The 22734-nt window shown below is 58.6% G+C and carries 16 protein-coding genes and 1 tRNA gene; 14 read left to right on the top strand and 3 right to left on the bottom strand.

Features of this window, described 5'->3' with window-relative positions; all coding sequences use genetic code 11:
* Positions 1-29: 29 nt before the first annotated feature.
* Entirely contained in the window at positions 30-3935 is a 3906-nt protein-coding gene (locus tag ACNAOV_RS07970) for an LPXTG cell wall anchor domain-containing protein (RefSeq protein ID WP_416517265.1), read from the top strand.
* A 51-nt stretch (positions 3936-3986) separates the two neighbouring features.
* Here ACNAOV_RS07970 and ACNAOV_RS07965 read toward each other — a convergent pair whose 3' ends face one another.
* Positions 3987-7712 (bottom strand): glycosyl hydrolase 115 family protein, encoded by a 3726-nt coding sequence (locus ACNAOV_RS07965; RefSeq protein ID WP_416517264.1) that lies wholly within the window; start codon positions 7710-7712, stop codon positions 3987-3989.
* A gap of 191 nt (positions 7713-7903) precedes the next feature.
* Here ACNAOV_RS07965 and ACNAOV_RS07960 point away from each other — a divergent pair, with 191 nt between their 5' ends.
* Positions 7904-8908, top strand: coding sequence for a LacI family DNA-binding transcriptional regulator (locus tag ACNAOV_RS07960; protein ID WP_416517263.1), 1005 nt, complete (start codon positions 7904-7906; stop codon positions 8906-8908).
* A gap of 440 nt (positions 8909-9348) precedes the next feature.
* Here the strand turns inward: ACNAOV_RS07960 and ACNAOV_RS07955 are convergent, their stop codons facing one another.
* Positions 9349-10356 (bottom strand): aldo/keto reductase, encoded by a 1008-nt coding sequence (locus ACNAOV_RS07955; protein ID WP_416517262.1) that lies wholly within the window; start codon positions 10354-10356, stop codon positions 9349-9351.
* 1533 nt (positions 10357-11889) lie between these two features.
* Here ACNAOV_RS07955 and ACNAOV_RS07950 point away from each other — a divergent pair.
* Positions 11890-12306: a hypothetical protein gene (locus ACNAOV_RS07950; protein ID WP_416517261.1), complete on the top strand. Its 417-nt coding sequence runs from the start codon at positions 11890-11892 to the stop codon at positions 12304-12306.
* Positions 12307-12401: 95 nt separating this feature from the next.
* Here ACNAOV_RS07950 and ACNAOV_RS07945 read toward each other — a convergent pair.
* Positions 12402-12478: transfer RNA gene (locus tag ACNAOV_RS07945), tRNA-Met, on the bottom strand.
* Between the two features lie 95 nt (positions 12479-12573).
* On the opposite strand from ACNAOV_RS07945, the gene ACNAOV_RS07940 reads away from it, so the two are divergent.
* The 11 genes from ACNAOV_RS07940 to nrdH all read left to right on the top strand — a co-directional run bounded on the left by ACNAOV_RS07940 (position 12574) and on the right by nrdH (position 22280).
* Positions 12574-13620: a homoserine O-succinyltransferase gene (locus tag ACNAOV_RS07940; protein ID WP_416517260.1), complete on the top strand. Its 1047-nt coding sequence runs from the start codon at positions 12574-12576 to the stop codon at positions 13618-13620.
* A 191-nt stretch (positions 13621-13811) separates the two neighbouring features.
* Positions 13812-14627, top strand: a complete 816-nt coding sequence (gene atpB / locus ACNAOV_RS07935; RefSeq protein WP_154312856.1) for a F0F1 ATP synthase subunit A — start codon at positions 13812-13814, stop codon at positions 14625-14627.
* Between the two features lie 131 nt (positions 14628-14758).
* Entirely contained in the window at positions 14759-14986 is a 228-nt protein-coding gene (gene atpE, locus ACNAOV_RS07930) for an ATP synthase F0 subunit C (protein ID WP_416517259.1), read from the top strand.
* A gap of 50 nt (positions 14987-15036) precedes the next feature.
* Positions 15037-15579, top strand: a complete 543-nt coding sequence (locus ACNAOV_RS07925; RefSeq protein ID WP_144178334.1) for a F0F1 ATP synthase subunit B — start codon at positions 15037-15039, stop codon at positions 15577-15579.
* A 51-nt stretch (positions 15580-15630) separates the two neighbouring features.
* Complete coding sequence (locus tag ACNAOV_RS07920; RefSeq protein ID WP_416517258.1) at positions 15631-16458, top strand: F0F1 ATP synthase subunit delta; 828 nt, start codon at positions 15631-15633, stop codon at positions 16456-16458.
* 46 nt (positions 16459-16504) lie between these two features.
* On the top strand, positions 16505-18163 hold the full coding sequence (atpA, locus tag ACNAOV_RS07915; RefSeq protein ID WP_416517257.1) for a F0F1 ATP synthase subunit alpha: 1659 nt from the start codon (positions 16505-16507) through the stop codon (positions 18161-18163).
* Between the two features lie 3 nt (positions 18164-18166).
* On the top strand, positions 18167-19117 hold the full coding sequence (locus ACNAOV_RS07910; protein ID WP_416517256.1) for a F0F1 ATP synthase subunit gamma: 951 nt from the start codon (positions 18167-18169) through the stop codon (positions 19115-19117).
* A gap of 8 nt (positions 19118-19125) precedes the next feature.
* Complete coding sequence (atpD, locus tag ACNAOV_RS07905) at positions 19126-20610, top strand: F0F1 ATP synthase subunit beta (RefSeq protein WP_029678175.1); 1485 nt, start codon at positions 19126-19128, stop codon at positions 20608-20610.
* 2 nt (positions 20611-20612) lie between these two features.
* Positions 20613-20909: a F0F1 ATP synthase subunit epsilon gene (locus ACNAOV_RS07900; RefSeq protein ID WP_015022480.1), complete on the top strand. Its 297-nt coding sequence runs from the start codon at positions 20613-20615 to the stop codon at positions 20907-20909.
* Positions 20910-20997: 88 nt separating this feature from the next.
* Positions 20998-21801, top strand: a complete 804-nt coding sequence (gene nucS / locus ACNAOV_RS07895; RefSeq protein ID WP_416517255.1) for an endonuclease NucS — start codon at positions 20998-21000, stop codon at positions 21799-21801.
* A gap of 236 nt (positions 21802-22037) precedes the next feature.
* A complete protein-coding gene (nrdH, locus tag ACNAOV_RS07890) occupies positions 22038-22280 on the top strand; it encodes a glutaredoxin-like protein NrdH (RefSeq protein WP_015022478.1) in 243 nt (80 codons plus the stop codon).
* Positions 22281-22734 lie beyond the last annotated feature (454 nt).

The following is a 22734-nucleotide window of genomic DNA, read 5'->3' as shown; positions in this document are numbered from 1 at the left end:
CATGGGGCGGGCGAAGAGTGAGGACGAGTATGAACAAGTATAGATGGATCGGCCTCTTGGCGGCTCTGGCTGCCCTGGCGACCCTTGCCGGGCCGGCTGCTCCTGCCATGGCTGGCGGAGGATCAGGTCATGCCGGCGGCAGACCAGTGCCCCCCGGCGGCCAAAAGGTCCGGCTCTGGCAGGGTTGGGCCTACAAAGATGACGACCAGGGGGCTTTTGGCGGCTATGAGATAGGCAGCGTAGACAGGGCGTTCTCCCAGATGGGGGTGGTGGACGGAGGAAATGCCACTACGGCCCGGGTCAAGCGGCAGGCTCTGGATGAGGCCAACGGCAATTGCCAGGCGCGCTTTAACGAGGCCCATGCCGACCAGTCCGGACAGGGCCACTGCCGGGTGACCGGCGTGGGCGTGGTTGCCGGCTACCGTGGATCCCAACGTATCTTTGATGGAATCTCCGTGGCTATTCACAAGCTTTGGATGGATAACTGGCGTAGCCAGGTGGCCAACAGCACCTTCAGCAACCGTGGGGTGACCTACCGGACCAGCGACTCCTTCTGGGATCAGTCCAACGACAATCTGGACAAATTCGCTGAGGAGTATGCAGGCGACGAAAAGGGCATCTCCCTTGTAGTGATCATGCTCAACGACTACGAGCCCAAGCCGGCCGATCTGCCACCGGATCCACCCGATAAGCAAGTGGATAGGGGCACCAGCGCGGATGGGATGACCAATCGCACCCATATCGTCACTGGAACCGGTCGGGGCGGTCGCGAATTGACTTTTAGCGATGTCTTCAACCCTCAGGGCAAGCAGTACCGTATCAGTGGTCAGCATGTCAGAGACCAGACCAGCGGCGAAGACCTGACCGACCAATTCGTTTTCAACACCGCCGAAGGGACCAGGCCGCCTGGTGACCGGGCCACAGCCACCTGGAAGGGCGGGGCTCTGCCGGAGGAACACCGCTGGGCATGGCAGTTGGATGTGACTGTCGACCGGCCGGAGACCGGGGTGATCCTGGACCAGGGAGGAATCCACTGGAAGGGCGCTGCCCGGCAGGTTGACCAGTCGACCCCGGAGCGTCGTACGCCCACCTGGAAGCCCAGGCCGGACAAATCCTGGATCCTACGAGACACTGCCACGGGGGCGTGGAAGAGCGTAATAGACCCCCAATGGAGTAACGGGACTGGTGCTGACGGACATGTCTTTTTGGACGGCGACCGGGTGGGGTCGGTGGTCAACGCTACTGTCGAAGCCCATTTGATTGAGGCCCCTAAGGTTTTCGCCTTGACTGACGACTGGAGCGCTGCCGACTATCTGGTTGATCAGGATGGGGCTGGGGCTATCCGCATTTTTGTGTCCAAGGCCAAGGCGGATGCAGACGGGCACTACCGCCGCAGCAGCGTCGGAGACATCGTGACCAAAGGCAGGGATGTGACCGACCGTTTTGAGATCAGCGTGACAGGCACTCGCGCGCGGGCCCAGGCCAAGAGCGGATGGTTGAGCGGTCTCAAGGGGATGGAGGACCCTATGCAGGTCACCATGCTGGTTCCCTTCACGGTCCGATTCGCCAACGGCGGTGGCGCGGCCCAGGTTCGCAAGGATCTGGGCAGAACACCCGACCAGGAGCTGACCTTCTGCAAGGCGCCAGACGGCCATGGAAACCAAGGCGAGGCCCTGACCAACTCAGGCTCCCAAACTGTCAACAGGCAGAGTGTACAGACCAACAAGCCAGGCATCTGCGGGTATCTGCCTCCGCTGCGCAAGGATGTCATCTCGGAGGCCGGTCAGGGCGGGGAGCAGGCCAGTGTTGACGGCAAGGTGGTCTTTCCTGGTCAGCGGCTGGAGTATCAGTTGGATACCCAGCCCAGCCTGCCTGACAATCTGGCCTATCCAGTCAAATCAATCATCCTGACGGATGTCTATGACCGCTGGTTTTTGCCCGACAAACAGACTCTTGAGGTGACTGACCTGCAGAGCGGCGATGTCATCGCCAAGACCGGATATGCCACAAAGTGGAAGGACAAGGATCATATTCTGCGGGTAACCATTACCGATCCCGCCCGTATCAGACAGTGGCGGGCCGGGGGCAAACCCAGAATCCGCCTGCGCTTCGAGGGCAGGGTTGATCCCAAGGCCCCAACGGATCATCGTGTGGACAATCAATGGGTGCTGACGCTGAACAACTCGCTGACTCCCTCCAACCAGGTGAGCAATCCGCCGGCTGACTTCCATCCTTCAAAGAGCGATGTCAGCACGCATGATCCAGGCATCAGCATCGATGGCAAGGTGCTTCTTGTGGGCGACCGTGGTGTCTATCGGATCAGTCTGGACGCCCGCCGAAAAGACACCGCCTATCCGGTCTGGCGGTTGGGCATGACGGATGGCTACGACGCTCGTCACCTGGATATCGATCCCAAGGGCATCGAGGTTCTGGGTTCCGATGGCCGCGATTACACCAAGGCTTTCAACATTCAGGTAAAAAACGGTACAGTCCTGGTCTTCGCCAAAACCGTGGATACCTATGTTCCGGCCACAGGCGTGACCCTCAAAGGGTATCCCCAGCCTGCCGATCTGGCTGCCTATGCCGCTGCCCGAGGCCATAATCCCCTCCTAGAACCGTCTATTGACCAAGGGTTGCTGGGACGCACCTACGATCTGGCCTTGCCCTACACGGTCATCCGTGCGGAAACCGGTCACGTGGTTCGCAACCAGGCGACCCAGATCGTCAACGACCTGCACAAAGCGACCAACGTGGTCACCAATCCGGTCAAGCCGCTCAATCCTGCCAAGGATGTGGTGGTCGCCGTGGGTGGAGGAAGCGCTCATGGTGGCAGTATCTACCGTGACCGGCTCTTCCTCTACCGTCTGGACTCCAGTCTGCTGCCGGCCGGACGTGCCTATCCGCAGGTGAAAACCTGGCGGATTGAGGATCGGCTGGACCCAGCGGTGGATCGGTTCACTGGCCATTGGGCCGTCTACGCAACCCAGGATCTCTACGAGAACGGACGCATCCTGATTCATCATGGACGGATTATGGCTGGTTCGGGCATGTCCGCAGATGTCCATGGCGGTCCTTTGTTTACGATGACCGCAGACCCTGCAGGTCTTGTCAAAGTGGAGGCTACACCGCGGTATCTGGCCTTGGTCGGCGCTTCAGGCGACCGCCCGGTCGGTTGGAGGGCCTATCTGCAGTGCAGGCGTCTGAAGAACGTGGAACATCATGAGAACCGATTCACTGAGTTCTATCAGGACAAGACACTGGTCTCCAACACGGTCTGGACCAGAACGCCCGATATGACACCGGCTCTGCACATAGAGAAATTTGATCAGACTGGCGGTATGCCCAAGGGCGATCGGGACCAGCCGGAACAGGCCCTCCGGACTCATGACGATGTTCCCATTGTCTTCCGGATCACCAATGATTCTCCTCGTGACCCCAGCGATGGGATTGGAGCAATCTTCCCCGCACGGCAACTGCATTTGGAGGATCAGACAATCGTGGGTCAGGGACGTGTGACCGGGATCCACTATCCGGATAATTGGTCGACCCTTATGCTCCGTCCTGGCCAGTCAGTGGACGTGCATGCTACGGTGACGGGCATATCAGGTCGGCACACCGACAGGGCCAGGGTGATCGGCAGTCCGCTGGTGCCCTGTCCGGTAGAAGAGGAGGCGTCCCTTCCTGAACGGGAAGATACCGGCAAGGCTTCTCTGCAGCCTGATTCTCGGGGCGTGATGGTCGAAGGTCATCTGCTGTGCTCGGATCGGGCCGTCCGTTCCAATAGCGACGATTGGAACGCCCTTGGGGAAGCACTGCCCGAAACCGGGGCAGCAGTGGCTCTTCCGCTGGCCATCGTTGCAGCGGCGGTCGGGACCGGCTCGCTTCTCTCCGGCTTGGTCAGGCGGGTGTCTAAGGGTCATGGGAGTCGGCATTGACCGCTGATCTCAGGCGTCCAGCCCATTCGTGTCCCCTGGTCTGTGGTCTTTCTAACGGGGCCACTGCTCATCCAAAGGTGGCCGTGATCCATCGCAGGCCAGGTAGACACGGGCGATGCGCATGCCGGCCCGTTCCGGCTCCAAGGTCAGAACGTGTCGACCGTCGGTCAGCTGGACGTCGGTCATCTCCGACCATTCCCAGACATGCTCGGTGGCAAAGGTCATCAGTCTTCCTCCTCGGGGGAAGAGGTCGGTCCGGGCCAGCGGATCGCCGTCCAGAATCAAATGGCAGGAGTCCTCCAGGTCGGAGGCGAACTGGGTCAGGAGCCAGATCCGGTAATTGCCTGGCTTGCTAATTTGGAAAGCCATGTTCATGCCGGGAGCCTGACCGGGATCGGGCCAGAGCCGTTGCCTCGGCTCGGTCCGCATGGCCAGTCCACGGCCCCTGTGAGTGGGGGCATCGGTGGGGACCCAACAGCCCCTCCGAGGTTTGCCATTGTGTGGCCCATCCTGTGACAGCCAGGCGTTCTCATCCTGTCTCAGGCAGTCGGAGGCCTCAAGGTAGATGCGATCTGGTGTCTTGTTGATGTCGCTGTTCTGGCTGGGGTCCTGCTTGTGCTGATGTTCGTCTGGCCAGACCAGCTTCGGCCGCGTATACAAACCGCCGTGCAGCCAGTAGTCCTGATCGAAGTAGGGTACAGGTTCGTCCGGAGTGCAGTCCGGGTCGATTCCGTAATCCTTGATGGCCAGGTTCCGCAGAGGGCGGTCCAAGGTCTCGACCGTGGGCGTTGGCTGAAGGTCTGCAATCTGATTGCTGGTCTGAGCCCTGTCTATGTGGGTTGCGTGAGAACTACTGTTATCAGCCTGTTCGGGGGGCCGGTCATTTGCCATCCAGGTACTGAAGGCCGGTCCTAGCCGGCTGGGTCGTTCCAGACCGGTGTTGATCACGACTTTGTCGATGCCGAAGGAGTCGTCCACGGCAATCAGCTGCAGCCGGTGGGGTCCTGCCTCCAAATAGGGCAGGATCATGGTCAGTTGCTCGGCGTTGTATACGATGGTTTCCTGCCAGTTGCCACGGAATTCGTCAATGGTGGGCGATTCCAGGATTTTGCCCCGGTTGCCATCAAGGCTGACACGCAGGCGAATTCGTCCACGTGAGTTCAGGGTGGGCAGCCGGTGAACTACCAGACGATGACGGCCGGGGGTCTTCAGCCAGAAGTCCAGGCTCAGACAGGCCCCGCTTCCCGATTCCGGGTCGCTCCAGCCCTTGGTCTGCATCAGGTCCGGGCCGAAACGGCCCAGGTCTTGGGTCGCCAGCCAAGTAGTGGCCTCCGTGAGGTCGGGGCTGACGCGTCCGCGTGAGGGGTCCATGCTGATGTGGCCATCCGCCTCAACGTAGCCGGTGAATCCTCGCTCGAGACGAGGGTCCTCGCCTACCAGAACATCGACCCTGATCGGGGTAGACCAGGCTTCTTCGGTTGCCTCCGGGTTGCAGGGACGAGTGATGATGGTCAACGTGCCTTGACGGCCTGCATGGGTTGGGGCGTTCTCGACCTGTACATGGATTCGCCACTCGTCCCTGACGATCCTCCGCTGCTCTGGCAGACGGATCCAGTCCTGATCGGCGCTGACGCACACTTCCTGCGTAGGGGTGCCCATAAGGTCCAGATCAAACCACCGGTCGTCGATGCCATAGGGGTCAAAGACCAGCCTGGCGTGATCGTTATTGCCGGCGATCTTAACGCTTTCCTCTGCTCTCTGTGGCGTCAGGATCAGCCCCTGGTCCGGTTGGACCTTCACCGGTCTGCAAGCCGGGTACTGAGGCAGCGTAGGAGGAGGGAACCTGTTAGGAGTGAGGATGCCGTCCCAGCCACCCTGGGCAAGCTCCTTGTTGTACCAATGGAGCAGGGCCCGAATCATCCCCTGGAAGAGATGGGAGATTCTCGTTTGTCTGTCGGCGGCCGGCATGGCGCCCCGGGCGGCCTCGAGACGACTGCGGTCCGCATGGTAGAACTGGGCGTTCACGTAGTAGGCCATGGCAATCTTCAGATCAACCAACGACCGGTAGGATTCGTGAAACTCTGGTTTCAAGTTCCTGCCAAGATTGTGCGAGCGTTCAGCCAGTTCCCGTAAGGCTGCCAGGCGGCCGCCTGCCTCGTCGTCGTAGCCTGTCTGGGTGAAGGAGTCCTCGTGCAGGTGTTCGATTTTGGTCTGATTGTTGATCCGGTAGTAGCTCATGCACAGGTCGGCAGCCTCAGATCCGCGATCGTCGTCGAAGGTCTGATTGAACCAGGCGGCCACGAAGTCCCGGGCTGACAGACTGTGGTGATCCTCGTCCGCGTTCCAGGCCAGGTGGAGGAAGTAGGACCCCTCCAGCTCCAGGCGTTTGATGGCTCCCAGATTATCCACCCATACCCGGCGGATGCCCCGATCCCAGCACTTGCCCAGCTGGTCGTTCATTAGAGCCAGGGGAGTGGATGAAGTACACCGGTAGCTGGTCCTCGGCGGCGCCCAGTAGGAGCTGTGGTAGTAGACCCCATTGCCCCCGCTGCGTGCCCGTTCGTCCTGATTGGGGAAGCGGCGCATATACCCATAGTTGTCGTTGACCCACATGATGGTCACGTCTTCAGGCAGGTCCAGGCCTGCGTCGTAGAGGGGCAGTACTTCCTTGTAAGGAATGAAGAGCTGGGGGACCTCCTGTGGAGGTCGGCCCAGGTGCTGACGCAGGATGTCTCTCTGGTCATGAATGATCCGACCGAGCAGATCGACCCGCGCTTGCAGGCGGCCCTCCTGGTCCAGGTTCGGATCCTCGTCGATGGTACGCGTTGTCAGGCCCGTGTCGTGAATGCCTCGCATGCCCAGGGTCCAGGTGACCTCGTAGTTCCGGTTCATGTCCACGCTTTGTGACCAGTAGCGCCGAATCATATTCCGGTTGCGCCCGGGCAGCGAATAGTCATAGTCCACATGCCTGCCCTGCGAGGCTACCCAGGGGTCCCATTCATGCTGGTTGCTCCGCAGGAGCATGTCGCAGTGGCTGCTCCCGATGACCACCCCCATGCTCTGGGCAAGCCTACCGTTGCGCGAATCGGCGTTGAAGGCGTTGACGTGCATGGCCGGCCACAGATAGTTACCACCCAGTCGCAAAATAAGATCGAAGACTTTTTCGTAGGTCGTCGGTCCGATGGTTCCGTCCGGAGTGTGCAGGCGGGCCCAGTCATCCAGCTCCTCCTCGTCGTTGATGAAGAAGCCTCGGTATCGGACCGAGGGCCAGTCGAAGACGCGCAGATCATCAGGCAGGCATATCCGTTCATGGTGACGTGCCGGCACGTTCCCCCACCAGTGCAGGGGTGAGATGCCGATGGCCCGGCTTAGGGCGTAGATTCCGTAGATTGTTCCGCGTCGGTCGGTTCCGACGACATAGAGGGTGCCGTCGACAACCTGCAAGGTGAAGCCTTCCCAGCGATACCCTCCTTGGGGGTCTTTTAGCGGGGTCAGATCAATCTTGTCGGAGCAGACAGCTGAATCGATCCAGCTGGAATGGTCCAGAGTGCCCAAGCGGATGGTCGGGCTGCTCTCATCAATCTGGTTGATTGACCTCTGTGCCCGGCCAGTCACAGTCGCAAAATCCCTCATGAGATTGCCGACCGCAATTTGCACGGCAGAATCCTCCCCATGATCCAGCAGCCAATTAGGCCGGACCCCTGAATCGGCCAGAACTGCGCCCGACTCGGTGGTCACTGGTATGGTTCCGGGCTGGGGGTGAAATAAGGTGACCATGGTGGCGCTCCCACTGTCTGCTGATCAGGCGGTTGATCTGCCGCCCGTGTTCGGACACCCATAGGCTAACACCGGATTAGGAAAATTTTCAATGAGGAAAAATAAGCGTGACTGGGAGAGCATGACCGCCGCTTCATTCCGTTACCATGGTTGGAGACGCTTACAGTACAGCAGAGCCGGGAGGCGATCCGATGAGCAAGAAAGTGACGCTGGCCGACGTTGCTGCCAAGGCGGGGGTTGCTGTGTCCACGGCCTCCAAGGCGCTGCGCAACAGCGCACAGGTCAGCGGCCCGACGAGGGCCAAGGTGTTCAAGGCTGCCGCAGAACTCTCCTTTTCACTCAATGAGCGTCAGAAGCAGTCCCAGCCCCCAAGCCTGCCCAAATCGGTAGGCCTGGTCACTTCGGACCTGGACGGCCAGTTTTCCATGCCCATCCTGATCGGCGCGGAAAGTTACTTCGGAGTCGAGTCCATTCCTGTTTTTCTCTGCAACGCCGGCAGGGATCCGGCTCTTGAACAGCACCATATAGATAATCTGCTGGCCTACGGCGTCAAAGGTCTGCTGATGGTCGGATGGCGTACCGATCCGCGGCCTGCGCTGACTAGTTGCCCGGTGCCGGTTGTCTATGCCAACCAGGCGTCCCTGGATCCCCATGACTGCTCGGTCGTCACTGACAACGAGGATATCGGGCGGCTGATGGTACGGCATCTGGTCGAGGGTGGATCCAGAAAAATCGTGCTGATTGCCGGCGATCCGGCCTTTCAGTCCTCAGTCAGGCGACTCAAGGGTGAGATGGCCGAACTGGATAGCCGTGGGTTGGCTGCCGTGCGTACGGTTCGATATGGAGGCTGGAACGAAGAGACCGGACGCCGCACCATGGTTGGCTTGCTGGATGAGGGTATCGACTTCGATGGGGTGGTTTGCGGCAACGACGAGATAGCCCGGGGATGTCTGGATATCCTGCATGATCGGCATATTGCCGTTCCGGATAGAGTATCGGTGGTTGGGGTTGACAATCGGCAGGTCATTGTCGGCAACTCGCGTCCCCCGCTAACCAGCGTTGACCTGAACCTGAAGGCCATCGGTACCAGGGCGGCCTGTTGCCTGGCAGATATGATGGACGGCCGAGATCACCAGGGCGTCGAATGTGTCAAGGGCACGCTAGTCCAGCGAGCCTCTACCAGAATGCCGTTGTGAAGCAGTCCGTCGGCAGATTTCAGAGGGTCATACAGTCGCGACCTTACCGACACAAGCGAGTCTTTCGCTCTTTAACTGCCAGAAATCTTTTTATTTAACAAATTTTCTTCTTACCCTGACCAGTGTCGGAGTTTCTGCTCAGAATCCGGCCGCAGGCCGTCTGGTCCGGTTTCCAGCGTTAGCGAGCCTATCCTTTCGGCGTCTCGTATCCCACTTGATGAAGAAAGGACATGCTATGGCCTTGTACCTTACAAAAGCGCATTGGACGGAGATTCCGGCTCATCGCGTTTCTGCGGGATCGGACCCTTAGTGAGGTGTCCGCATCATGTTTGGCACCAAAGCTGTTGGTTCTGCAGTCCGTCAGACCTGCGCACAGCTGGGGAAGCCGACCTCGAAGCGTTTGCCGGAGAAAGTCCTGACGCGGAGGGAGGTCGGCAGAGTCAATTCTCCTCTGCATCCAGCAACACCACGCCCTGGGGAGGATTGCTGTCGATGGCTCCTACGGTCTCATGTGGCAGGTAGGGCTCCCCCATGGAGGCGATTTCCTCGGGTGTGAGTTCCAAATCCATCGCAGCCGCCGCATCGTCAAGGTGCCGGGCTTTGGTGGCTCCGATGATCGGTGAAGCAACGCCTTTGGCCCACTGCCAGGCTATGGCTACCTGGGCCATAGGAACATTGTGCTGCTCCGCCACTTTTTGTACGCGGTTAATGATGGTCAGGTCGTTGTCTTCGGCCCGGTCGTACTTGCCGCGCGAGACCTTGTCAGTGGCGCTGCGCAGAGTGTCGGCGGTCCAGGTAGGCCTTGTCAGATGTCCGGCGGCCAGAGGGCTGTAAGGCATGAGCGATACGTTCGTCTTTCTGCAGAAGGGTATCAGGTCCTTCTCGTCCTCCCGGTAGAGCAGGTTGTAATGGTTTTCCATGGCGCTGAAAGGGGTCCAGCCGTTGTCTTGGGCGACCTTCTGCATGTCCTGAAACTGGCTGGCGTACATGGCTGAGGCGCCCAGCGCTCGCACCTTGCCGGCCTGGACCAGATCGTTCAGCGCCTCCATGGTCTCCTCGATGGGGGTTTCATAGTCGAACCTGTGAATGATGTAGAGGTCCAGGTAGTCGGTGCCCAGTCGCTTGAGCGTCCCATCAATCTCCCGATGGATGGCCTTGGATGAAAGTCGCCCTTCATTGAAATAGACCTTGGAGGCAATGACCACCCGGTCGCGGCTTGTATGCTTTCTAAGCGCCTTTCCCAGATATTCCTCACTGGTCCCGGCGGAGTAGCCGTTGGCCGTATCGAAGAAGGTGATGCCCAGATCCAGTGCGTGCGCAACGACCGCGTCAGTCCCTTCCTCATCCAATGTCCAGTCGTGCATGGTGCCTGGTTTGCCGAAACTCATGCACCCCACGCAGATTTTCGATATGTTGATGCCCGTTTTACCCAGTTGTGTGTATTGCATGATGAGCCCCCTCGGCCTTCCTTGGTGCTGATGCAATCATGCTAGCAAGTTCGAGTCGGTGGAAGTCTACTTATCAGGTAGCTGTGGTGGTTACGACTCTGAGCGAGTGGCTTTTGGGTTCGGATACTGGTTTACCGGTTTGAGTTCATGTGGTTCTCGTATTTGAATTCGAAGATTTTCGGCTGATGGGTATAGAGGTTCGGCCATCAGCATGATCAGACCGATGGTCGGATATGGTGGTCAAAGCTGTGACTGTTGTTGTGAATTTGCCACTGACACCAGGCGCGCGTTAATACAGTTGTTCATTTGTGACGAATCCAGGCAAAGCTTGAATGGTATGGAATAACGGGGCTGCAAATACATACAAATACCATTGTAGAGAAAACCACAGCAGGTCTACCTCCATAGATGACCCTGTAAGCCAGGCCAACAACTGCATTCACTACTACTTCGAGGACGAGCTTATAGGTGCCATGCAGCGTGCGAGCAAAGTTGAGGCTGCCCATATTCACCAGATAATTACCCGAGCTATGAAGAACAAAGCCCAGAGTATTGTCCCCATGTGTATCCTTCCCGAGGATGACACCGCTGAAAATGCCGACATTCCACCGCACTCAGCCAGAAATAGGATAGCAAGCAAGAATCCATCCGGCAGTCCAATGACTGCTGATCCTTATCTTCTGCGTGCATTAGCGCGATAGAGCTTTGGCGTAACATACAATGAACGATTATCATGTCTTCCATCTATGGGACTTCTTGTAGCATCTGCGGAAAATAGGATTGGTCAAGCTGCGTTATCGAATCGGCGGATTTCTCACGATTCTGGCCTCTTGTCTGGGAATGCAAACTCATTGAAGATTGCAGATACAGCAATCGAGGATACGCCAGGAGATAAGAACTCTCTAATCCCCGGGATCGTAGTCTCTTCCGTATAGAACTTCAGGATTCTAATATTAAGTATCAAGCGCGTCGGGTTTTTGATTCAGGTAAGTTCATTGATATTTCTCAGATATTGCAATGCTGTCTGCTTTAATATGTGACTGCGTTCCAGTCGGCTGTGCGCGCCTGCAGGCTGATATCTTGTTTAAATGAGCACGTCGCTGGTATCTGTGGTACATTCCTTGTTCATATTTTTAGCAGTTATCGGATGCAACATGCTTGAGCGGTCTCAAGACATGGCTGTTTGCCTCGCCCACGATAGTGCTCTGGTTATGAAACCGATATATGACGGCATAATCAGCAATGTGAGTTTACGGGTTCATTGATTCACTTCAATTGGCTTAGCCGGTTGATTGTTGTCCGGTTCCATTGAGGTGATAACGCCCTGGTTTTAACTCTGGGGTCTTTCAAGTTTAGCTATGCCTATGCCGATGATTCTTTGCTGGATCTTAATCGGTTGTTCGAGCTTTTCGCCAATGATATGATTGTAATCGAATCAAAATATCCTTTGTTGAAGGGGTTTATACGATGTGTCAAAAAGATATGACTTGCAGTAAATTTTCGAATCTATTGAACACTATGGCGAGTGCTAAGATGAGCGCTAAGAATAAGATGAGCACTAAGAAATCGTGCGATCCCTATAAATATTCCGCCATGTATGACCAGCAAGTGCACCAATCGCAGAATACACGTGGAAAAACGCAGAAACAAGTTATGGTGCCATGGTTCATCGACAATTCAACTCTCGGTTCAGAGCCCTTTTCAAGGAAGGAACCGAATTACAGTGCGAAAAGGTGCTTCGGTAATCTGAAAAATGCTGCATCCCTGCTTTGGATTGCCGAGACAGTCGGCATTTGCAAATCAAAAGTTGCCGAAGCTTTCGAAGAGGCAAAGAAGGAAAAAGACTGTCGACGGGCCTGCGGCGCGATAAGGCATATTATTACCTGGTCGATGATCATGCAAGCCGTACACAACCAAAACTGTCTAGCGTCAGGAAAACTGTCCATTTAGTTGTGTCTGGCGACCTGGTCAGGCCCCCTTTTGTGTTTAAACGGAAAATGCCAAATCTAACAAAGGCTCAAAATTCAAACGATTCCGAGCCTTATTGGTAGCGGGGTCAGGATTTGAACCTGAGACCTCTGGGTTATGAGCCCAGCGAGCTACCGAACTGCTCCACCCCGCGTCGGCTGTTCAACACAGCAGTTATCTATGTTACGGATTCCAGCGCACTTGTCAAGTCCGTGTGTGGGAAGGCCTGCGCTGGGCCATAATAGAGTCATGCCTATCACCATCCCCACCGGATTGCCGGCCAGATCCATCCTGGATTCGGAGCGCATCTTCGCCCTGGAAAGCCACGAGGCGGAGCGCCAGGAGATGCGTCCGCTTAGGCTGGTCATCCTCAACCTGATGCCTACCAAGGTGGAGACCGAGACCCAGCTGTTGCGGCTGATCTCCAAGTCGCCGCTTCAGGTGGAGATCGACTTCATGAAGACTTCCACCCATCAGGCCGTGCACACCAGCATGGATCACCTGGTCAAGTTCTACGAGAATCTGGATTCCTTCCAGGACAACTGTTATGACGGTCTTGTCGTGACGGGCGCTCCAGTGGAGCAGATGGACTTCGAGCAAGTCGACTACTGGGATGAACTGACCCGCATTCTGGACTGGGCCTCTACCCACGTCTTCTCCACTATGTATCTGTGCTGGGGGGCCATGGCCGGGCTCTACTACCGCCACGGCATCGCCAAGCGCGACCTGGATCGCAAGGTCTTCGGGGTCTTTCCTCAGTATCTGCAGGACGAGTACTGCTTCATCACCAATGGCTTCGACGAGATCGCCCTGCAGCCCCACTCCCGCTGGGCCGGGGTGGACGAGGACCAGGTGCGGGCCTGTCCGGATCTACAGGTGCTCACCTGGGGTCCCCAGTCCGGTCCCGGGCTTATCAGCACCCAGGATTTCTCAGAGATCTTCGTGCTGGGTCACTGGGAGTACGACCGTGACACTCTGGCCCACGAGTACCAGCGTGACATGGCCAAGGGCCTGGATCAGGTGCCTTTCCCGGTCAACTACTACCCTCACGATGATCCGACGTTGGAGCCGGTCTTCTCCTGGCGAGCCCACGCCAACCTGCTCTGGCGCAACTGGCTGAACTGGGTCTACGAGACCACTCCTTACGACCTGGACCAGGTGCCGACTCTGCGGGCTGCTGGTCGGCTAGGCACCGATCGATCCATCAGACACGCCCCTGGCTGCCCACGCACCGACGGTTATCGGCCCTTGATGGGTGACGGGTACGGGCTTATTCCGGGTGCTGTTAAGAGTTAATAACGATTGCATTAAGTTCATCATCAACTTGTCCACGTCGCGGTGCGGATTGGACCTGCGGCCACTATTTGTGACACACTGGATGAATCTATGATTACCGTGGCTCTTGGTGTGGGCTACACTACCCATACGGTGCAGCCATGAGTCGCATGCGCGCTATAGTGTTCACTGTGTCGTTCAGGAGGCGATAGATGCTAGAGGCAATGGGAAGTGAAGCTTTCAGTCTGGCCATGGCCAAGCCGAGTGAGCTGCCTTCCATCGATGATTTCCTGCCTCCTGAGATTCTTTTCCAGGGAACGCCCTTTGCCATGAACCGGATCATCCTGATCAGGTTCGTAGCCATGGTCATCATTCTTCTGGTGCTGGGGATTACTGCCGCAAGGGCCAAGCTGATTCCATCCCGTTGGCAGGGGGCAATTGAGTGGGTTATCGAGTTCATCCGTGACTCGGTCGTCTATGACACCTTGGGCGAGATTCGTGGCAAGCGCTACGTGCCCATGATCACGACCATCTTCTTGACCATCCTGGTCTTCAACCTCTGTGGCATCGTGCCAGGCATGAACATAGCGGCCACGGCCACTATCACCATGCCTCTGGTCTTCGCCATCTGGACTTTCTGCCAGTACATGGTAACGGGATTCCGGGAGCAGGGCGTCTGGGGCTACTTCAAGTCGGAGCTCTTCCCGGCGGGCGTGCCCTGGCCTCTCTATATCATTCTGACGCCCATCCAGCTTCTGGAGATGGTCATCGTCAAGCCGGCCTCTCTGACCATTCGACTCTTCGCCAACATGATTGCCGGCCATCTGCTGGTGGCGGTCACCTTAGCCTTTACCCAGTTCTACATTGTTGAGGTCAGCAATAAGGCTTTGGCCCTGGCTGGCGTGGGCTGGTTCGTTTTGGGCTTCGCCCTGACGGCCTTTGAAATCTTTGTGGCGGCCCTTCAGGCCTACATCTTCGCCATCCTGACCACGGTTTACATCTCTATGAGTTACCCTGAAGAAGGTTGAGCGAAAAGAACAAGCCGCGGTCGGTGTTTTAAGCGGTCGCAGCCCACATATTCGTTGGTCCCGACCAGTAGACGGGGGTCGGGGCTGAACCATAATCCAAGAACCGGCAACGGTGGAGGAAAGGAAAATAAATGGACATCATTACACTTGCTGCGGTCTCCGGCAATCTGAGCATCTTGGGATACGGCATCGCAGCTCTCGGCCCTGCGCTGGGTCTGGGCATCGCCGTCGGCAAGACCGTCGAGAGCATGGCTCGCCAGCCTGAGATCAGCGGGCAGTTGCGCACCACTATGTTCATCGGCCTGGCTCTGATCGAGGTGTTGGCCCTGCTGGGCTTCGTGGCGCTCTTCATCGCCTGAGCCGTGCGATTCTTGCATGATCCGGCTTCGATAAAGGAAAGGAGGAGCCAATGTACGCTCTAGCGGCAGGCAAAGGGATCAAGCTGTTTATTCCTCCGATTTACGACATCTTCTGGTCGCTGGTCATCCTGGTCATCCTGGCCGTCTTCTTCTACAAGTTCTTCATGCCCAAGTTCCAGGCCATCTTCGATGAGCGCTCGTCCAAGATCGAGGGCAACATCCAGAAGGCCGCCAAGGCTCGTGAAGAGGCGGATCAGGCCCGTAAGCAGTATCAGGATCAGCTGAGCAAGGCTCGTGTGGAGGCATCCCAGATCCGGGATGATGCCCGCGCTGAGGCCTCCAGGATCGTGGCCGATGCCAGGACCCGGGCCGAGACCGAGGCCAACCAGATCACCGAGAACGCCCAACGATCACTCAAGTCCCAGCAGCAGCAGGCGCTGGTCTCGCTCAAGGGCGAGGTGGGCACGCTGGCTACGGCTCTTGCCGGTAAAATTCTGGGCTCGCAGCTTCAGGATGATGCCGTGCAGTCTTCCATGATTGACTCGATCATTGCGGACCAGGGCGGCCAGTCTTCTGACAAGCGGCAGGCATGATGACTGATTGGCGGACGATGGGTACGTTGATTCCGCGAAAGGGGAGGTGACATGCGAGGAGAGACTTCGCTGAGCTCCGATAAGGAGACCAGGGCCAAGTATGCCCCTTTGCTCAAGAGCAAGGGGAAGGATGCCCTCCGCGTGGCCATGGAGCTCTATACCTTCGTGACCCTGCTTGATGCCAACAGACCCCTGGAGCGTGCGCTGACCGACCCCTCCCGTCCGGCAGAGGACAAGTGGAGTGTGATCGACACTATCCTGGCTGATAAGGCCGACCCATTGACCGTGGATATCCTCCATGATCTGACCGATCATCAGTGGAGTCGCGTGGTGCACATCGCCAACGCGGCCGAGGACATGTCAGTGGATGCCGCCGCCTATTACGCCGATGCGCTGGGCATCACCAACCAGGTGGCCGGCGAGCTGGCTGAGATTCATTCGGCCCTGCTCGGGATGCCTCTGGTGCTCTTCCGGCTCTCGGACGAGTACAGTGATTCCAAAGCCCGGGCTGACCTGCTCAGGACGCTCCTTGACGGGCAGCATATGCATCCGGTCACTGAGCAGATGGCCTTGAACGCCACCATCGATCTGCGCGGACGGCGCTTCCCCGACACCATCGTTTGGTTGGTGGATCGCTTCTCCGAGCACATGGACCAAGTCATGGTGACCGTCACCACGGCGGTCTCCATGAAGGACGAGCAGGTCAGCCGCCTGCAGGAGGTCTACGGGCGCAAGCTGGGCAAACCGGTTCACATCAACTCGGTGGTCGATCCCTCGGTCCTAGGCGGCATGAAGGTCCAGTATGGATCGGTCTCCACCGACGGCACGGTGGCCACCCAGCTCAAGCACCTGAAGCGGCGAATGGCCGTGGCAGGATAAGCAGGGGACCAACAGACTTGAACAAGAACAGAAATAAGGAGTGATCATGGCAGAAATGACCATTGATCCCGCCGTGGTGCGCAAGGCGCTCGACCAATTCGTCGAGTCCTACAAGCCGACTGACACCCCCACCCAGGAGGTGGGCTACGTCCGTACGGCCGGTGACGGCATTGCGCATGTGGAGGGACTGCCTGGTTGCATGGCCAACGAGCTGCTGACCTTCGAGGACGGCACGCTGGGTCTGGCTTTCAACCTGGACGCCCGAGAGATCGGCGTGGTCATCCTGGGCGACTTCGCAGGTGTCGAAGAGGGCCAGGAAGTCCACAGGACCGGTGAGGTGCTTTCAGTGCCTGTCGGTGACGGCTATCTGGGGCGTACGGTCAACCCTCTGGGCGAGCCCATCGACGGCCTGGGCGAAATCAAGAGCGAGGGCCGCAGAATCCTGGAGGCTCAGGCCCCCGACGTCATGCACCGGCATCCCGTCGATGAGCCCCTGGCCACCGGCATCAAGGCCATCGACGCCATGACACCCATCGGCCGCGGTCAGCGCCAGCTGATCATCGGCGACCGGCAGACCGGCAAGACGGCCATCGCCATCGACACCATCATCAACCAGAAGCGCAACTGGGAGTCCGGAGACCCCAAGAAGCAGGTACGGTGCATCTACGTGGCCATCGGCCAGAAGGGCACCACCATCGCCTCGGTCCGTTCCTCCCTGGAAGAAGCCGGCGCCATGGAGTACACCACCATCGTGGCCTCCCCGGCTTCCGACTCCGCAGGCTTCAAATACATAGCCCCCTACACCGGTTCGGCCATCGGCCAGCACTGGATGTATGGCGGCAAGCACGTCCTGATTGTCTTTGACGACCTGAGCAAGCAGGCCGAGGCCTACCGGTCCATCTCCCTGCTGCTGCGTCGTCCGCCGGGGCGCGAGGCTTATCCTGGCGATGTCTTCTACCTGCATTCGCGTCTGCTGGAGCGCTGCGCGAAGCTCTCCGATGACCTAGGCGGCGGATCCATGACCGGACTGCCTATCATCGAGACCAAGGCCAACGACGTCTCGGCCTACATTCCGACCAACGTGATCTCCATCACCGACGGCCAGATCTTCCTGCAGTCCGATCTGTTCAATTCCAACCAGCGTCCCGCCGTGGACGTGGGCATCTCCGTCTCCCGAGTGGGCGGCGCCGCACAGACCAAGGCTCTGAAGAAGGTCTCCTCGACCCTGAAGATCTCCCTGGCCCAGTACCGCTCTCTGCAGTCCTTCGCCATGTTCGCCTCGGATCTGGATGCGGCCTCCAAGGCCCAGCTGACCCGTGGCGCCAGGCTGACCGAGCTGCTCAAGCAGCCTCAGTTCACCCCTTACTCCATGGAAAAGCAGGTTGTCTCCGTCTGGGTGGGCACCCACGGCAAGCTGGATGATTTGGACCTGGAGGACGTGCTGCCCTTCGAGTCCGGGCTCCTGGACTACCTGGACCACAACACGGACATCCTCAAGACCATTCGCGACACGGAGGACTTCACCGACGATACCGAAAAGGCCCTGGATAAGGCCGTGGACGAGTTCGCCAAGACCTTCGTGACCCACAAGGGCGAGACCCTGGATGGTCACAAGGCCGATCAGGATCAGGAGCAGCCGGTGGCCGTCCAGCAGGAGAAGCTGGTGGCCGAGGGCAAGAGCGGCAGCAAGGCCGGGAAGCGGTAGACCATGGCCTCACAACTCGCATTCAAGTCAAGGATCGCCTCCACATCGGCATTGGAGAAGATCTTCAATGCCCAGGAGATGATAGCCTCCTCGCATATAGCCAAGGCCAGGACCGTGGCCCTGGAGGCGAAGCCTTACTCCGATGCGATCTTCGATGCAGTCCAGGCCCTGGTGGCCCACACTGACGACATCCGCCACCCCATTGTCAGGAAGGACGAGAAGAACCCGCGCGTGGCTGTGCTGGCGCTGACGGCCGACCGTGGCATGGCCGGGGCCTATACCTCCTCGGTCATCCGCGAGACGGAGTCTCTGCTGACTCGCCTTGACCAGCAGGGTCGACAGCCCCAACTCTTCGTCTACGGCCGTCGCGGCGTCTCCTACTACCGCTACCGCAACCGCAGCATCGTCAAGACCTGGGAGGGCGACAGCGATCGGCCCGGTGTGGATGTGGCCAGGGAGATCTCCCAGGCGCTGCTGGAGACCTATATGACTCCAGCAGCCAAGGGGGGCGTCTCCGAGCTCTACATCGTCTTCACTGAATTCATCAATATGGTGGTGCAGAAGGTTCGGGTGCTGCGCATGCTGCCCCTGGAGCTGATCAGACCTGACCAGGAGCAGCCCGAGGAGGCCATTGATGCCCCCGTACCGGACGACGAGCATGGACGCCAGGGCGACCGCTATGCGGCCCTCTACGACTTCGAGCCCAGCTCCCAGGAGGTGCTGGATGCCGTTCTGCCCAAGTACATTCAGTCGCGCATCCATGAATGCCTGCTCACTTCGGCCGCCTCGGAGACCGCCAGCAGGCAGAACGCCATGCATACCGCCACTGATAACGCCAAGGGGCTGATCGACGACCTGACCCGCAAGCTCAATGCCACCCGTCAGGCGGCTATCACGCAGGAACTTACCGAGATCGTCGGCAGCGCCGATGCGCTCAACAAAGAGGAAGAGTAGGAACGCCAATGGTTGCACAGCAAGAACAGCCGACCACAGCGAGCCGCAAGCCGGATTCGGCCTCCAAGGGGCGCGTCACCCGAGTCCAGGGTTCGGTCATCGATGTGGAGTTCCCGGCAGGTCACCTGCCGGACATCTACAATGCCCTGACCGTAAATCTGAGCAAGTCCTCGGACACCGAGGGCGAGTCGCTGACCACCATCATGCTGGAGGTGGAGCAGCATCTGGGCGACTCCACGGTCCGCACCGTGGCCCTGAAGCCCACCGACGGCCTGGTTCGTGGCGCTACAGTCACCGACACCGGCGGGCCCATCATGGTGCCCGTGGGCGACGTGACCAAGGGGCACGTTTTCGATGTGGCCGGCAACATCCTCAACAAGAAGGAGGGTGAGCAGATCAAGGTCACCGAACGGTGGCCAATCCATCGCAACCCGCCTGCCTTCGATCAGCTGGAGTCCAAGACCCAGATGTTCGAAACCGGCATCAAGGTCATCGACCTGCTGACCCCTTACGTGGAGGGCGGCAAGATCGGCCTGTTCGGCGGCGCAGGCGTGGGCAAGACCGTGCTCATTCAGGAGATGATCCAGCGCGTGGCACAGAACCACGGCGGCGTCTCGGTTTTCGCGGGCGTGGGCGAGCGTACACGTGAGGGTAACGACCTGATCGGCGAGATGGACGAGGCTGGCGTTCTGGAGAAGACCGCACTGGTCTTCGGCCAGATGGACGAGCCCCCGGGGACCCGTCTGCGTGTGCCTCTGACCGCCCTGACCATGTCGGAGTACTTCCGCGATGTGGAGAACCAGGATGTGCTGCTCTTCATCGACAACATCTTCCGGTTCACCCAGGCCGGCTCCGAGGTCTCCACCCTGCTGGGCCGCATGCCCTCGGCCGTGGGCTACCAGCCCAACCTGGCCGACGAGATGGGTGCCCTGCAGGAGAGGATCACCTCCACCAGGGGCCACTCCATCACCTCCCTGCAGGCCATCTACGTGCCGGCCGATGATTACACCGACCCGGCGCCTGCGACCACCTTTGCCCACTTGGACGCCACCACCGAGCTCAGCCGTGACATCGCCTCCCAGGGCATCTACCCGGCTGTGGACCCGCTGGCCTCCACCTCCAGGATTCTGGACCCGCGCTATGTGGGACAGGCCCACTACGACTGCGCCAACCGGGTCAAGGCCATCCTGCAGAGGAACAAGGAGCTCCAGGACATCATCGCACTGATCGGCATCGACGAGCTGGGCGAGGAGGACAAGACCACCGTCAACCGCGCCCGCAAGATCGAGCAGTTCCTGGGTCAGAACTTCTACGTGGCAGAAAAGTTCACCGGCCGTAAGGGTTCCTATGTGCCTGCGGACGAGACCATCGAGGCCTTCACCCGCATCTGCGACGGCGCCTACGACGATGTGCCCGAGCAGGCATTCTCCGGCATTGGCGGAATCGACGACCTTGAGCACAAGTGGCACGACATGCAGAAGGAATACCGGTAGTCATGGCGGACACAGGCAAGGCCTCCATGCAGGTCAACATCGTCTCGGCGGACAGGCCCATCTGGTCGGGTCAGGCGCGGTCGGTCACCGTGCCCGGCACCCAGGGGTCCATGGGCATCATGCCCGATCATGAGCCGGTGCTGGCCCTGTTGCAGGAGGGCAACATCCGGGTTCAGGCCACCGATGGCGGTCGTCAGTCCTTCCATGTGGACAGCGGATTCGCCTCTTTCGACAGCAACAAGCTGACTGTGGCTGTGGACCACTACCTGGAGGATGCTGATCAGGGACAACAGTCCTGACTTCCTTTCCTCTTCTGCCCGGCTGGTGCACTTGCATCGGCCGGGTTTTTCTTTTTCGCCTGGAACAGCGACTGATATATTGGCACCTGTGCGAATCATTGTTGCCGACTGCTCCGCCGAATACTCCGGGCGTCTCAATGCCAGTCTGCCGCCGGCCAGACGCGTTCTGCTGATCAAGGCCGACATGAGCTGTCTGATTTTTTCGGAGTTGGGCTCCTACAAGCCCCTGAACTGGATGTGCGCTCCCTGTACCATCAGGGAGATCGAACCCGAGGAGGCGGGCAAGGACGGCACAGGTGTCAAGGCTGGTTCCGTGGCCGGGACCGGTCCGGAGGAGGTAGTCGAAGCTGCCGCGCCCGATGCGCTGATCGCCCAGGAGCAGGATCAGGACCAGGCTCGGCCTGTTCGTAAGGTTCTGCGTGTTTCGGCGGTCAAATCCAGCGATGTACTCACCATCAGGCTCTACCAGGTCTATGCCGATGACAGCTACGACCTGGGGACGGATCCCGGCTTGGTCAAGGACGGCGTGGAAGCGCATCTGCAGCGCTACCTGGCTGAGCAGATTGACCGCATTGGCCCGGGAGCCACCCTGGTCCGCCGGGAGTATCCCACTCCCATCGGCCCGGTGGACATCATGGCCATGGATGGCCAGGGACGGCATGTGGCCATCGAGATCAAGCGGCATGGGGGCATCGACGGGGTGGAACAGCTGACCCGCTATTGCCGCCTGCTCAATCGCGACCCCCTGCTGGCTCCTGTCCGCGGAATCTTCGCGGCCCAGACCATCACACCCCAGGCCAGGGTTCTTGCCGAGGACAGGGGATTCGAGTGCCTGATCCTGGACTACGAGGCCATGAAGGGCGCTGACAGCGATGAACTGACCCTCTTCTGAGACAGTTTTCAGTCTTGTATCGTCTTGCATAGTCAATATGTCAGGCAGCTCACATGGATTCTCATTTGGCTCTATAAGACCCGAAAAGCTACTAGATATTGGGGTTTATGGCCTGACACGCCACTACAGGTGGTATTGTGATCGCGTCTGGGATTGTGTAGAGTGCAAACAACAGGTTCCAAGCAGAGGGCTATAGGGCTTGGAATGTCACGGCTACATTTAAGGGAGAGGCGATTATGTCCATCACGGTCTACACCAAGGCGCACTGTCCCCAGTGTGATGCCACCAAGCGTCAGTTGACCAAGCAGGGGCTGGAGTTCGAGCAGGTGGATTTGACCGAGGATCAGACCTTGATCGACCAGTTTATCGCCCAGGGATTCAAGCAGACCCCCATCGTAGTCACTGACCAGGAGACGTGGAGCGGGTATCGCCCCGATCTGATCAGGAAGGTAGCACAGAGCGCCAAGGTCTTTGCCTGATCAAAACACTCGGAGCCCGGTTCACGAATATGTGGACCGGGCTTTTTTTCATAGCCTGGCCAGCAGTCGGGTTAGTGCAAATCGTGTTGTGCGCCTACTTGGTTAATAGATGCTTGGTAGGTAAGTAATTGGCTGATTTTGTTCTGCAAGTGCTGAATCAGTTGGACTTGTTTGATTGGGCACTGCCTACTTGATATGTGTTGCAATGACAGAGAGGCCATCTGTGGTTTTGGAGTGTATCCGACAGTTTCATAAGGCATGATTTGCAGGTGTCGGTTGGCCTTTGCCGACCAGTGGTCATCTCATTGGTGCCCTTTGCTTGCGGTATGAATACGAATCGCCGTCGAAGTTGCTGTGAGAGCGGATGATAACGCGGTATCCGGTATTCGTATATCCAAAAGCAGAGGAAACCGGCTCGCGTTCCCTAGGATGGTCCACTATATGCCGCAGGCGG

Origin of the sequence: Bifidobacterium asteroides, assembly GCF_048001765.1 — a bacterium.
Taxonomy (GTDB): Bacteria; Actinomycetota; Actinomycetes; order Actinomycetales; family Bifidobacteriaceae; genus Bombiscardovia; species Bombiscardovia asteroides_K.
This window is presented reverse-complemented; position numbering and strand designations above follow the sequence as displayed.